The organism is Streptomyces fulvoviolaceus, from assembly GCF_000718165.1.
Taxonomy (GTDB): domain Bacteria; phylum Actinomycetota; class Actinomycetes; order Streptomycetales; family Streptomycetaceae; genus Streptomyces; species Streptomyces fulvoviolaceus.
Window position 1 is genome coordinate 64,250 of record NZ_JOEY01000015.1, and the last position, 13,014, is coordinate 77,263.

Genomic DNA, 13,014 nt, shown 5'->3' on the forward strand with positions numbered 1-13,014 from the left:
ATCGGGTCACAGGGCCACTTCCGGGATACGGGCGGACAGACCGCCGTCTACGGGCAGTACGGCACCGGTGACGAACGAGGCGTCGTCCCCGGCGAGGAACGCGACAGCCTTGGCCACCTCGTGGGGCAGTCCAGGGCGCCGCAGCGGATAGGGCCGGACCCGGGCGGCCAACTCCTCGGGATCCTCGGCCAGATGGGCGTTGCGCTCGACGAGGATCAGCCCGGGCGCGACCGCGTTGACCCGGATGCCGTGCGGGCCCCACTCCAGGGCGGCCGTGCGGGTGAAGGCGACGAGTCCGGCCTTGGCGGCGGAGTAGGCGCCGAACTCGGCCGCGGCGAACTGGGCGTGGACGGAGGCGATGTTGACGATCGCGCCTGGCCTGCCCTCCGGAATCAGGCGGGCGGCGAAGGCGCGGGAGAGGCGGACGGCCGCGTGCAGGCTGACGTCGAAGGTGTGCCGCCAGCCGTCGTCGGTCGCGTCGAGGAGGAGTGAACGCGCCTCACTGAAGGCGCAGTTGACGAGAAGGCCAGGCTTCCCGTCGAGTACCTGGCCCGGCGTCTGAGGGTCGGTGAGGTCGGCGACGACGGCCCGGATCCGGTCGGTGACAGTCGACTTCACGGACTCCAGGACGTCGACGGCGACGACTTCGTGCCCTCGCTCGGCGAGTTCGGTGGCGATCGCGCGCCCGATGCCGCGGGCGGCACCGGTCACGACAGCGGTGGTGGTCATCGCTTCAGCAACCCCTTGTTCAGTCCGTCGGCGAGCAGGTTGAAGCCGATGACGAGTCCGACCACGACGGCGACCGGGCCGAGCGCGTAGGCCGGACTGTCGTCCAGGAAGGTGGCGCCGGTACGCAGCAAGGCGCCCAGCGAGGGGGTCGGCGGGCTGACGCCGATGCCGACGAAGCTCATCGCGCCTTCGACGAAGACGGCCGTGGACAGGGACAGCGCGGCCTGGACGACCAGGGCGTCGAGGATGTTCGGCAGGATCTCGCCGAACAGGATCCGGGGCCGCCCCGCCCCCAGCGCCACGGCCGCGAGCACGTACTCGCGGTCCTGCTCGGAGCGGACGGCGTCCCGGGCGATCCGCCCGAACAGCGGCACGTTGATGCCGGCGACGGTCCAGAAGACCGCGGCGGTGCCCGGACCCAGGATCGCGGCAAGGGTGACGCCGAGGATCAGCGCGGTGAACGCCAGCATCACGTCGAAGACACGCTGCAGGACGACGTCGAGCGCGGGGTGCAGGCCGCACAGGACACCGAGGACGACCCCGGCGAGCCCGCCGAGCGGCACGGCCGTGGCGGCGACGAGCAGGTCGAGCCGGATGCCGTAGAGGATACGGCTGAGCAGGTCACGGCCGAACTCGTCGGTGCCGAGCGGGTGTTGGGGGACAGGGCCGAGAAGGGCTTCGGGACCTTGAGTGAGGGGCGAGTAGGGAGTCAGGAGAGGCGCGGCGACGCCGGCCAGCGTCAGCAGGAGCACCAGCGCGAGGCCCCAGCGGGCGGCGGGCGCGACGAGTGCGCGGGAGCGCGTGACGCGGCGGACCTGTCCTCGAACGGCGACGACGGCACTCATCCAAGCGCTCCGATCCACAGCCACGGCCGTGGCCGTAGCCGTAGCCGTAGCCGTAGCCGTATGAAGGCAACCGCATTCGTCCGGGCCGCCCGCCGTCTCTGCCCCACCAAGACCCCGCCCACTCCGCTCCCCCGGCCCACCATGACGCCGCTCACCCGGCCCCTCCCATCCGCACCCGCGGATCCAGCCGCGCCTGCACCAGATCCGTGAGGGTCTGCAGGACGACGAACACGGCGACCGCGAACAGCAGCAGGTCCTGGACGAGCAGGTAGTCCCGGCCGAGCACGGCCTGGAGGAGGAGCTGGCCCAGGCCGGGCCACGCGTACACCGCCTCGACGACGATCGCGCCGCCGAGCAGCTGACCGGTCTGGATGCCGAGGACGGTCACCACGGGCGGCAGCGCACCGGGCAGCACGTGCCGGGCCAGCAGGTGGCGCCGGGGCAGACCCTTGCCGTGGCCGGTGCGGACGTAGTCCTCCTGCTCCGCCCTGCGCAGGGCGGTGGCGAGGAAGCGGGCGAGAACGGCACCGGTGGGCAGCGCCAGGCAGACCGCGGGCAGCAGCAGGTACTGGGCGCCGATCACCGGGTCGGCGAGGAGCGACTCGTGGCCGGAGGCGGGCAGCACCGGGAGCGCGACCGCGAAGACGAGCACGAGGAGGACGCCCGTGGCGTACGGCGGGACGGCGAGCGCGAGATTCACCGCGCCGCCGACCAGACCGCGTACGGCCGGACGCCGGGCCGTGCCCAGCGCGAAGCCCGCCGCGCCCCCGCCCGCCACCGCCAACAGCAGGGCCGCGACGGTGAGTTCGAGCGTGTTGCCGAGGCCGTGCCCGATGAGCGTGGCGATGGGCGCACCCAGGATGAAGGACGTGCCGAGGTCCCCGGTGAGGACGCCGGTGAGCCAGGTCCAGTACTGGGCCGGCAGCGGGGAGTCGAGGCCGAGCGAGGCGCGGACCTCGGCGACCGTGGCCGGGGAGGCGTCCGGACCGGCGAGGACGACGGCCGGGTCCCCCGGTGCGAGCCGGAGGACGCCGAAGACCAGCACAGAGGCGACGAGCAGGACCAGCAGGGCGGACGGGAGCCGTCGGAGGGCGTAGCGCAGCACGTCTCAGCCGATCGCCGTGGCGTCGAGGTCGAGGTAGTCGTACATCGTCCAGTTGAGGCCGCTCACCTTGCTGCTGAGCGTGAAGGTGTGGGAGCTCGCGACGAGGTCGGACACGAACTGCTCTTCCAGGAGCAGGTCGTTGAGCTGGTCTGCGACCTCCTTGGCCTCGGACTCCTCGGTCGTCTTCCACAACCGGTCGGCCAGTCGGCGGTATTCGTCGCTGTCGAAGTTGGAGGCGTTCTTGTCGGCGTTGAAGGGGAAGGCGCCCTTGACGAGGGTGGCCGGGTGGAGCTGGCCGAAGCCGTGACCGTTGATGAACAGGCCGGGCAGTTCCCCTGCTTGCAGCTTGGCGAGGAAGTCGGCTGCCTGGAGCGGTTCGGCCTTGGCGTCCAGCCCGATCTGCGTGAGGTCGTACTGGACGATCTCGGCGATCTTCGCGTTGGTGGCGAGGCCCGCGTTGTAGACGACCTTGACGGTCCTGCCGTCGGCGCCCGCCGCTCTGATGAGCGCCTTGGCCTTGGTCAGGTCTCGGCTGTAGTGGGCGGCCTTCGTCTTGTCGTACGCCGGTGAACTCGTCGCCCAGGGAAGGGAGGTGACCGTGCCGATGCCGCCGAGGACCTGGCTGAGGATGCGGTCGCGGTCGACGGCCCAGGCGACGGCCTGACGGACGCGCTTGTCGTCGAGCGGCTTCACCCTGACGTTGGAGGCGACGTAGAAGCCGGAGTCGTGGGCGTCGGAGACGGTGACCTCGAAGCGGTCGTCGCTCTTGACCGAGGCCGCGTCCAGGGGCGCCACGTCGACGAGGAGGTGGGTGCCGCCGGAGCGCAGGGAGGAGACCATCGAGGCGGACTGGCTGACGACGGTGACCTCGACGGCGTCGAGCAGCGGGGCGCCCTTCTTCCAATAGCCGTCGTAACGCTGGAGGTCGAGGCCGGTGCCGGGGGTGTGGTCGGCGACCTCGAACGGGCCGGTGCCGATGATCTTCGTGCCCTTGAGCAGCTCGCCGATGGACTCCTTGTCGACGATGAGCAGGATCTCGAAGAGATCGAAGAGGTTGCTGACCGGGTGGGCCAGGTCGAGCGTGATCGTGTGCTCGTCGTCCTCGGTGATCCTCCGGACGGCGAGGGCGACGTGCTTGAGCTGGGAGGCGATCGTCTCCTTCGTCAGGTTCTCCAGGGCGAAGGTGACGTCCGCCGCGGTGAAGGGGCGGCCGCTGTGGAAGGTGACACCCTTGCGGAGCTTCAGGGTGATCGACTTCTGGTCGGCGGCGACGGTCCAGGACTCCGCGAGGGAGGGCTTGGGCTCGAGCGTCTTGTGGTCGTACTCGGTCAGGGTGTTGAAGACCGTGCGGGCGAGCGTGAAGTTCGGGTTGTTCTGGCCGAAGAGGGTCGCGGGCGCGATGTCGGCGGTCTGCGCGATCTTCAGCGTGCCGCCCTTCTCGGCGGCTCCCCCGGTGGAGCTCTCCTCGGCGGCGCTGCGGCAGGCGGGCACGGCGAGCAGGGCACCGCCGACGCCGATCGCGGCGAGCAGGCGGCGGCGGGACAGCGTGAGTCCTTCGGGGGCAGGGGTGTGCGAAGGCATGACGGAACTCCGTTTGACAGGAAGGGAGATGAGGCCGTGTGAAGCGGGCGGGCGTCAGCTGCGACAGGACGGACGCGGCTCGAGCCGCCCGCTCCACACCCGCGTGACCGCCGGGTGCTCGGTGTCGAGGTCGAGGCCGATGCCGGGGGCGTCGGTCAGGGTGAGCCGACCGCCCTGGACGCGCTCGGCTCCGTGGACCACGTCGGAACGCCAGGGGACCTCGCCGTAGGCGTACTCCAGGCGTTCCGCGAGGTGCGCGGGCGTGAGCTGGGCCGCGTGCAGGGTGGCGACGGGGCCCGAGGGGTTGTGGAAGGAGATGCGGGCAGGACCCGCGTCGGCGGCCAGATCGAGCGCGGTGCGTGGTCCGCCCGCGTGCTTCACGTCGGGCAGGAAGACGTCGAGCAGTCCGCGTACGGCATGGACGTCCTCGCACCGGAAGGCGAACTCCCCTCCGGCCAACCGCAGTTCGGTGCGTGCCCGCAGCTCGGCGAGTTCGGCCGGGTGGCCGATGCCGACGCCGTCCTCCAGCCAGTACAGGCCCAGCTCCTCGAACGGCCCGAGCAGCGGGGCGAGTTCGGCGAGGGTAAGGCGTTCGTGGACATCGACCATGACATCGACGCGGTCACCGACGGCGTCCCGCACGGCCCGCACCCGCTCCAGGCCGATCTCGGCGAGGGTGCGCCGCCTGTCGCCGTCGGGAGTGTCGAAGGGAGCGAGCTTGACCGCCGTGAAGCCGTCACGCACGGCCGCCTCGGCGACCCGGGCGACCTCGCGCGGGGTGCGTCCGCCGGGAACGCGGTTGATGTTGGCGTACAACTCGACGGATTCCGGCGGTAGTTCACCGGTGAGCAGCCGCCGCAGCGACACCCCGGCCTGCCGCGCCTCGCGGTCCAGCCGGGCCTGTTCGAGACCCCCGCGCACGGTGACGGCGGCGAAGTCGTCCGCCCCGGGTTCGTCGAGTTCCTTCAGTACGACGTCCAGGGCGCCGGCGTCCGAGCACTCCCCGTACCCGTACGAGCCGTCCACCCCCTCGACGCGCAGCACCAGCCACTCGGTGCGCGCGCTGACGGCCACGCGGAAGAGCTCCCACTCAGCCCGCTCACCGCTCATGACGCCTCCGCTTTCCCGTCCAGGCCGAGCGCGGCGATCGGGTCCTGGTAGACGCCCTCCAGCAACGGCATCGCGGAAGCGACGACCAGCGTGCCCGAGCCGAAGGTGCTGGGCACGATCCGCTCGTCGGCGCTCCAGCCCCGGTGCACCCGGTCGGTGACCTCGGCGCGCAGGTCGGTCAGGTACTCCTCGGCGGCGACGATGCCGCCGGCCAGGACCACGCGGCTCGGGTTGAGCAGGTCCGCGACGGTCGCGACGGCGCGTCCGGCGTGCCGGGCGCGGGTGCGCAGGAGGTCCTGGGCACGCAGGTCGCCGGAGCCGGTTCCGGCAGGGCGGGCGGCGGCGATGAGCCGCTCCAGCGGAAGGTGTTCGTCGGCCGCGGCCAGGATGCCCCGCTCCCGGGCCCGCTCCACGAGGACGGCGTCGCTCGCGACCGCCGACAGACAGGCGGCACCGCAGCAGGCACACGGAGTGCCCTCGACGCCGCTCACCGGAAGGTGCTCGATACCGCCCGCCGCCGCACCCGGGCCGCGGTGCACGGACCGGTCGACGACCACGGCGGCGCCGAGGATGTTGCCGAAGAAGATGTACACGAAGTCGTCGGCCTCGCGTCCGGCGCCGAACCACAACTCGGCACGCGCGGCGGCCCGTACGTTCTGGTCGAGCACCACGGGCCCGGGCAGTCGCCCGTCCAGCAGGTCGAGCAGGCGTACGTCGGTCCAGCCGAGCGCGCTGTGCTCGACGACCGTGCCCATCTCGCCGTCGACCCAGCCGCCGAGGCTGATGCCGGTACCGAGGAGGGTGCGGGCGCCGAGCCGGGCGGCGACGAACTCCCGTGCCCCGTCGACGGCTTGCTCGGCGATACGGCGCGGGTCCAGGTCGCCGTCGTGATCGAGGACGTACTGCGAGATCACCGTGCCGTCGAGGGCGACCAGGCCTAGCGTGGTGCGCAGCAGACCGATGTGGACACCGAGGGCGACCGGGCCCCGCGGGGCGATCCGTACGGGGACACGCGGCCGGCCCTGGGTGGCCTCCAGCGGCGCCTGTTCGCTCAGCAGGCCCGCGTCCATGAGGACGGCGGTGAGCTTGGTGACGCTGGGCGCGGACAGTCCCGTACGGCGGACGATGTCCGCGCGGGAGAGCGGCCCGTCGGCGAGCACCGCACGCAGCACTGCCGAGGCGTTGCCGCGGCGCATGCCTTCCGCTCTCATCGTCGCTTCCCCCCCCTGTCAGCAGCCCCCGGTGTGACTTAATTTCAGAAATTAAGTCACACCGGGGGCGCCACGCAACAGCCGACGGGAAGGATCTCGCCAGATGGACACCGGGCCCGTCCGGGCGGCTCACCCCTTCGTGCAGCTGTGCCCGTTCAGGCTGAAGTCGTACGCCGGCGCGTTCTTGCCCTGCCAGGAGGCGAGGAAGCCGAAGGAGAGGTCGCCGTCCGCGGGGACCGACTTGTTGTAGTCGGCGGCGGTGGCGGTGACGCGGGAGCCGCTCTGGGTGAAGCTCGCGTCCCACATCTGGTTCACCTTCTGGCCGTCCTTGAAGGACCAGGCGACGCGCCAGGAGTCGAGGGCCCGGACGCTGGTGACGGTGACGGAGGCCTGGAAGCCGTCGGGCCACTGGTTGACGAGGTCGTACTGGACGCTGCAGAGCGGCGATCCGCTCTCACCCGGGGCCGGATCGTCGCCGCCGGTGGCGGAGGAAGAGGTGCCCTGGGGCTCCGGGTCGGGGTTCTCCGGGTCGGACGACTCGGAGGCGCCTGCGGCACCGGTTTCCGAGGGCTCCGCCGAGCCGGACGGCCGCGCCGTGGCGGACGGGAACGACGAACCGGGGTCCGCCGCCACCGGCTGGCCCTCGCCCGAATCACTGGGCCGCGCGGCGCCGTTGTCCATGTCGGCACCCGGCATCATCGAGACGGCGAGCGCCAGCAGGGAGACGAGGACGGCCGCGACGAGGAGCCCGCCCCGCACGACACGTGCCTTGTGAGCGCCGGGGTTCGGGGGTCCGCCGTCCAGGGAGGCCGGGCGCCCGGCGCCCAGACGCACCTCGACGGCCCGGCGGCGGCGCTCCAGATAGGCGAGGCCGCCCCAGCCGATCACTCCGCCGGCGAGGGCCCCGGGCAGTCCGCCCCCGTGCAGCCGCAGACACGCGGCGGCCTCCGCGCACTGCACGCACCGCGCGAGGTGCCGGGAGAGATCCTCGGGGGTGTCGGCGGCGCTCGACCGGGTGACCGCGTCGAGCAGCCGGGCATAGCTCCGGCACTGCGCGTCCATCGGTGTGTCGAGGTGGTTGCGGTGGCTGCGGTCCCTGAACAGGCCGCGGACCTGGGCGAGTTCGTCGGCCGCGTTGGACGGGTCGAGGCCGAGTCTTCGGGCCACCACGGACAGCGGCAGCGCCTCCACCTCGGCCAGCCACAGCAACTCCGCGTCCGCCGCCTGCAGATCGCGCAGGCCGCGCAGCGCGAGCGGGCGCTGCAGCGGGGGGCCGGTGTAGCGGGCGGCCTTGTCGGAGTTGAGCCACAGGCGCAGGTCGGGGTCGAGCTTGTGGCCCTGCCCCTGGAGCTCCCAGTCCGCCGCGGTCGTGCGTACGGCGGTGAGCAGCAGGGGGATCCTGGGCAGGTGGGCCGGGCGGCGGCCGGCGCCGCGGGCGGGAGCGGAATCCGCGTCGCGGGCCTCGCGCATACCGAGCGAGAATGCCTCCGCGGCCAGCTGGTTGGCCGCGGTGGAGCCGGCCGTGCACAGGTCGGCGTAGGAGAGCACGGCATCCCAGCACTCGGAGAACAGCGCTGCTTCGGCGGCGTCCTGGGGAGTCGGCAGGTCGGGCAAGGGGTCTCCTGCATCGAGAGCGAGGTCAACTCACCTTATTGGCAACGGAGTTGTGGGGAACCTCACGGCAGGGCCCGAGCCTTTCACGCTATCGACACAACTGACAAGCGCACTATTCATTTCCGGTTACCGGGGGTTCGGGCACAGCCACTTCCCGTTGCTCGTACAGGCATACGCAAAGAAGGCCCGGACGGTTCGATCCGGGCCTCTTTGTCGATTCCTCGACCCTTTGCCGACTATCCCGCCGACGGCACCTCGACCGGCTCCTGGGCCGGAAGGCTGTCCATGAACGAGCTGACGGAGAAGACCGCGCGGCCGGGCCCGGGCGGACCGTAACCGGGAGGCGAGGACAGGCCGAAGTCGTCCATCGTCGCGCGGTAGGCCTCGAGAAGGCGGATGTGGTACTCCAGCGGCGCACCCTGCGGGTTGGCCTTGCCGAGCGGGGTCGTCGGCTCGGGGCACCAGGTGGTGAAGCGGGGCGTGATGCCGTGCGACATGAAGAAGCGCAGGCCCTCGGTCGTGGAGGCGATGGCCTCGTCGACCGTCGTGAAGCCGAAGGGCTCGGCCATCTCCACGCCCGCCACGAAGTTGGGGATCACGTTGCGCGCGCCGAAGACCTCCGCCGAGTCGAGGATCCGCTTGTGCCACTCGTCGCGGCCGACGTAACGCTCCTTGCCGGGGCAGTACAGCTCGAACAGCCGGCGGTCCCACACCTCGTAGTTGGGGTGGTAGATCTGCACGCCGTAGTCCTTGAACCGCTGCACGTCGTCGCGCGGCAGCGCCTGCGCGACGACCTTGCCGATCCAGCGTCCGGGGAAGTGCTCCTCGATGGCCTTGGCGTAGAGACCGTAGAAGTCGGCCTCGTCACGGCCCTGCAGCTTCGAGGTGATCGCGCCGCCGGTGAGGGTGTAGGCGGTGGACGCCTTCGCGGTGTCGTACCGGTCGATGATCTCGAGCGCTTCGAGGACCTCGTCGACGTCCTTGACGCCGGTGTAGGGGCGGCCCGCCGCCTTGTGCTGGCGCCAGTTGTGGTTGATGTCGCAGTACTGGCACTCCTCCTTGGCGCCGAAGTACTGGCAGACCCGGAAGACGGTGAGATAGATCAGGTAGCCCCACTGGATCGTCGGGGCCACCTCCATCACGGACTTCCCGTTGGAGAGCTTGTGCCGGTAGTACTCCGGCATCGGCGGCACACCGACGTCGGAGATCCGCTTCCCGTCGAGGTAGAGCCCGAGCACGCCCTCCTCGTCGGCGGCGACCCGGTACGGCGAGGACGGGTTCACGCGCACGGAGACCACGGTCCGCCGCAGGTCGTACGGCCCGCCCGTGAGGATGATCTCCTCCGGCGGCCGCCTCAGCGCGGCCTCGCCGAGCTCGGGCAGGGTGCCGTGGTCGAAGGAGAAGATGAAGTACGACTTCGGCTTGACCTCGCCGGCTGCCTCGTTGGTGGTGTCGCTCAGCGCGGATGGGTCGAAGGCCACACCACCGCGCAGCAGGTCCTCTTTGAAGACGGCTTCCCGTGGAACATGCGGGAATCGCTCCATCAGATCCTCGACCAGTGCGGTGCGGCTGCCCATCCCGTGTCTCCTCCCGGCTCAGGCGTACGACTCCTCACGGTATGCCCTCGCTCCGACATCAACCGTGCCGGGTCCCCCCGCGCCGCGAAATGTGTGCTGGTACGGGGGTTTCCGGAGGCAGCAGCGGATCGGCGACGGGAGCACCCCACACCGAGGCGAGCGGGAGCACACCGGCCCACAGACCCAGCTCCGCGTCGGGCCCGTCCCCGTCGTCGGGCGCACCGGTGCGGATCTTGACCGAGGCCTCTTCGAGGGAGAGGGCGAGGAGGGTCGTGGCGGCGAGTTCCTTGCGGTTCGGGCTTCGGGCGTACGACCACTGCCCGGGCGCCGCGTGCTCGGTGAGGCGGCGCAGACCCTCCAGCCTCTCCTCGGGGTCGGTGACCTTGCGCGCCTCGCCGTGGATCATCGCGCTGCGGTAGTTCACCCCGTGCTCGAAGACGGACCGGGCGAGGACCAGCCCGTCGACGTGCGTGACGGTGACGCATACGGGAGTGCCGCCCGCGAGACTGCGGCTGGCCACCGAGCCGTGCAGATAGAGCTGCCCCTCGTCCCGGCCGTACACCGTGGGCACGACCAGCGGCCGCCCCTCGACCACCACGCCGAGGTGGCACACGAACCCGGCGTCGAGGATCGCGTGCAGATCGGCGCGGTCGAGGCTGCCCTGATCACGGAGGCGGCGGTGGCGGGTGAGGTCGGTCTCGGGGAGCGGGTCGAGCGTCATAGCGGCCGACGCTACCGATATCGCGCACACATGGCTAGATCCCTGCGAATAACAGCACAAGAACTCGGAAATTCAACGAAATCCGCAGTTCAGGCTTCGCGCTCCAGCGCCGCGAGGTCGACCGGGTACGCCACCTGCCCGCCGGACGTCAGCCGCTCCGCCTCCGCTACGACCGCCGCGCCCAGGCGGCCCAGCTCGTTGCCCTGCGAGCCCGCGAGGTGCGGGGTGACGAAGACGTTCGGCAGGTCGAAGAGAGGCGAGTCGGCGGGCAGCGGCTCGGGGTCGGTGACGTCGAGGATCGCGCTGAGGCGCCCGGCGCGCAGTTCGCCGACGAGGGCGTCGTGGTCGACCAGTCCGCCGCGCGCGGTGTTGATCAGGACCGCGCCGTCGGGCATCAGGGCCAGCTCGCGGCCGCCGATCAGATGGTGCGTCTCCGGGGTCTCGGGCGCGTGGATCGTGACGATGTCCGAGGTGCGCAGGAGGTCGTCCAACTCCAGGAGCGGTACGCCGAGTTCGGCCGCCTGCGCCTCGTCGACGTACGGGTCGGTGAGGGCGGGCCGCAGGTCGAGCGGGCGCAGGAGCGCCAGGACGCGGCGGCCGATCCGGGAGGCGCCGATGACGCCGACGCGGCGGCCGTGGTTGCCGATGCCGGGAACGACTCCCCAGCCGGGTGAGACACGCTCGGTGCGCAGGCGCTCGCGACGGACGAACACGTCCTTGCCGGCGAGCAGGATCATGGCGAGGGTGTACTCGGCGACGGGCAGCGCGTTGGCCTCGGCCGCCGAGGAGACGGCGATGCCCCGCTGCCAGATCTCGGGCGTGGCGAAGCCCTTGACCGAGCCGGCCGAGTGGAGCACCGCACGCAGCTTCGGGGCCGCGTCGAGGACGGTGGCGTCGAGGCGGGGGCAGCCCCAGCCGGTGACGAGGATCTCGGTGCGGGCGAGCGTCTCCCTGATCCGCGGGTCGGTGAAGTCCTCGGCGACCAGGGCCGGTTCGATGTCGACGACCTCGCGCAACCGCGCCAGCACCTCCGACGGGAAGACCAGCGGCACGTTCTCGGCGGACATGGCGAACAGTGCCTGGGGGCGCTCGGTCAAGGTGATGGTCCTCCGGTCGGCGACGAGGAGACAGAAGAGACGGGAGAAGGGACAGGAGAGGGGACGGGAGAGGAGACGGGAGAGAAGCGATAGAAACCGCTCTCTACGGTAGGCGTCGGCAGATGAGAGGGTCAACGCAGCACACGCACTCTCCTGGAGGGACACCAAGGATGACGCAGACGGTCACCAACTGGGCGGGCAACATCACCTTCACCACCAAGGAGCTGCACAGCCCGCACTCGCTCGACGCGCTCAGCTCCCTCGTGGCCGGCAGTGCGAAGGTGCGGGTGCTGGGCAGCGGGCACTCCTTCAACGAGATCGCCGAGCCGGGCCCCGACGGGGTGCTGCTGTCGCTGGCCGCGCTGCCGGCCGAGGTCGACGTCGACACGGCGGCCCGTACGGTGCGGGTCGGCGGCGGTGTCCGGTACGCGGAGCTGGCCCGCCGGGTGCACGGGCACGGGCTCGCGCTGCCCAACATGGCGTCCCTGCCGCACATCTCGGTGGCCGGGTCGGTGGCGACCGGCACGCACGGCTCGGGGGTCGGCAACGGGCCGCTCGCCTCCCCCGTGCGCGAGGTGGAGATCATCACCGCGGACGGTTCGACGGTCGTCGTCGGGCGTGGGGACGAGCGGTTCGGCGGTGCCGTCACCTCGCTCGGCGCCCTCGGGGTCGTCACCGCACTCACCCTCGACCTGGAGCCCGCCTTCGAGGTCGAGCAGCATGTCTTCACCGAACTGCCGCTCACGGGGCTCGACTTCGAGACGGTGGCGGCCGCGGCGTACAGCGTCAGCCTGTTCACCGACTGGCGGGAGCCGGGCTTCCGACAGGTGTGGCTCAAGCGTCGCGTGGATCAGCCACTCGGCCAGTTCCCGTGGGCCGCGCCCGCCACCGAGAAGCTGCACCCGGTGCCGGGGATGCCCGCGGAAAACTGCACCGAGCAGTTCGGGGTGCCGGGGCCGTGGCACGAGCGGCTGCCGCACTTCCGGGCCGAGTTCACGCCGAGCAGCGGGTCCGAGCTGCAGTCGGAGTACCTGCTGCCGCGCCGGCATGCCGTCGACGCGCTGCAGGCGGTCGATGCCGTCCGGGAGACGGTCGCCCCCGTACTGCAGACCTGCGAGGTGCGTACGGTCGCCGCCGACGAGCAGTGGCTGAGCCCCGCGTACGGCCGGGACACCGTGGCCCTGCACTTCACCTGGATCGAGGACACGGCGGCGGTGCTGCCGGCGGTGCGGCGGCTGGAGGCGGCACTGGACGCCTTCGACACGCGGCCGCACTGGGGGAAGGTGTTCACGGTGCCGGCCGCGGTGCTCCGTGAGCGGTACCCGCGCCTCGCCGACTTCCGGGCGCTCGCCCGGGAGCTGGACCCGGAGCGTAAATTCGCCAACGCCTTCGTGCAGGCAGTCCTCGCCGACTGACTTTATAAA

The 13,014-nt window shown here is 71.4% G+C and carries 11 protein-coding genes; 1 reads left to right on the forward strand and 10 read right to left on the reverse strand.

What is annotated here, in order from left to right; translation table 11 throughout:
* Positions 1-6: 6 nt before the first annotated feature.
* The 10 genes from IG08_RS0117255 to IG08_RS0117300 form a co-directional block, all read right to left on the reverse strand.
* On the reverse strand, positions 7-729 hold the full coding sequence (locus tag IG08_RS0117255; RefSeq protein WP_030602533.1) for an SDR family NAD(P)-dependent oxidoreductase: 723 nt from the start codon (positions 727-729) through the stop codon (positions 7-9).
* Positions 726-1,574 (reverse strand): ABC transporter permease, encoded by an 849-nt coding sequence (locus IG08_RS0117260; RefSeq protein WP_030602536.1) that lies wholly within the window; start codon positions 1,572-1,574, stop codon positions 726-728. The genes IG08_RS0117255 and IG08_RS0117260 overlap by 4 nt, the downstream gene beginning before the upstream one ends.
* A 151-nt stretch (positions 1,575-1,725) precedes the next feature.
* Positions 1,726-2,679, reverse strand: a complete 954-nt coding sequence (locus IG08_RS0117265; protein WP_030602539.1) for an ABC transporter permease — start codon at positions 2,677-2,679, stop codon at positions 1,726-1,728.
* 3 nt (positions 2,680-2,682) lie between these two features.
* Positions 2,683-4,260 (reverse strand): ABC transporter substrate-binding protein, encoded by a 1,578-nt coding sequence (locus IG08_RS0117270; RefSeq protein WP_030602543.1) that lies wholly within the window; start codon positions 4,258-4,260, stop codon positions 2,683-2,685.
* Between the two features lie 54 nt (positions 4,261-4,314).
* Complete coding sequence (locus tag IG08_RS0117275) at positions 4,315-5,370, reverse strand: mandelate racemase/muconate lactonizing enzyme family protein (protein WP_030602545.1); 1,056 nt, start codon at positions 5,368-5,370, stop codon at positions 4,315-4,317.
* On the reverse strand, positions 5,367-6,581 hold the full coding sequence (locus tag IG08_RS0117280) for an ROK family transcriptional regulator (RefSeq protein WP_078655629.1): 1,215 nt from the start codon (positions 6,579-6,581) through the stop codon (positions 5,367-5,369). The genes IG08_RS0117275 and IG08_RS0117280 overlap by 4 nt, the downstream gene beginning before the upstream one ends.
* Positions 6,582-6,710: 129 nt before the next feature.
* Positions 6,711-8,195 (reverse strand): cellulose-binding domain-containing protein, encoded by a 1,485-nt coding sequence (locus IG08_RS0117285; protein ID WP_030602551.1) that lies wholly within the window; start codon positions 8,193-8,195, stop codon positions 6,711-6,713.
* 236 nt (positions 8,196-8,431) lie between these two features.
* Entirely contained in the window at positions 8,432-9,772 is a 1,341-nt protein-coding gene (locus IG08_RS0117290; RefSeq protein WP_030602555.1) for a radical SAM protein, read from the reverse strand.
* 58 nt (positions 9,773-9,830) lie between these two features.
* On the reverse strand, positions 9,831-10,493 hold the full coding sequence (locus IG08_RS0117295) for a pyridoxamine 5'-phosphate oxidase family protein (RefSeq protein WP_030602557.1): 663 nt from the start codon (positions 10,491-10,493) through the stop codon (positions 9,831-9,833).
* 89 nt (positions 10,494-10,582) lie between these two features.
* Positions 10,583-11,590 (reverse strand): hydroxyacid dehydrogenase, encoded by a 1,008-nt coding sequence (locus IG08_RS0117300; protein ID WP_030602559.1) that lies wholly within the window; start codon positions 11,588-11,590, stop codon positions 10,583-10,585.
* Between the two features lie 170 nt (positions 11,591-11,760).
* Between IG08_RS0117300 and IG08_RS0117305 the strand changes: the two genes are divergently transcribed.
* Positions 11,761-13,005 (forward strand): D-arabinono-1,4-lactone oxidase, encoded by a 1,245-nt coding sequence (locus tag IG08_RS0117305; protein ID WP_030602562.1) that lies wholly within the window; start codon positions 11,761-11,763, stop codon positions 13,003-13,005.
* Positions 13,006-13,014 lie beyond the last annotated feature (9 nt).

Bases quoted from the DNA above. Each gene is read 5' to 3' on its own strand.
- IG08_RS0117275 (WP_030602545.1), bottom strand. From the start codon at position 5,370: ATGAGCGGTGAGCGGGCTGAGTGGGAGCTCTTCCGCGTGGCCGTCAGC.
- IG08_RS0117270 (WP_030602543.1), bottom strand. From the start codon at position 4,260: ATGCCTTCGCACACCCCTGCCCCCGAAGGACTCACGCTGTCCCGCCGC.
- IG08_RS0117290 (WP_030602555.1), bottom strand. From the start codon at position 9,772: ATGGGCAGCCGCACCGCACTGGTCGAGGATCTGATGGAGCGATTCCCG.
- IG08_RS0117260 (WP_030602536.1), bottom strand. From the start codon at position 1,574: ATGAGTGCCGTCGTCGCCGTTCGAGGACAGGTCCGCCGCGTCACGCGC.
- IG08_RS0117255 (WP_030602533.1), bottom strand. From the start codon at position 729: ATGACCACCACCGCTGTCGTGACCGGTGCCGCCCGCGGCATCGGGCGC.
- IG08_RS0117295 (WP_030602557.1), bottom strand. From the start codon at position 10,493: ATGACGCTCGACCCGCTCCCCGAGACCGACCTCACCCGCCACCGCCGC.
- IG08_RS0117280 (WP_078655629.1), bottom strand. From the start codon at position 6,581: ATGAGAGCGGAAGGCATGCGCCGCGGCAACGCCTCGGCAGTGCTGCGT.
- IG08_RS0117305 (WP_030602562.1), top strand. From the start codon at position 11,761: ATGACGCAGACGGTCACCAACTGGGCGGGCAACATCACCTTCACCACC.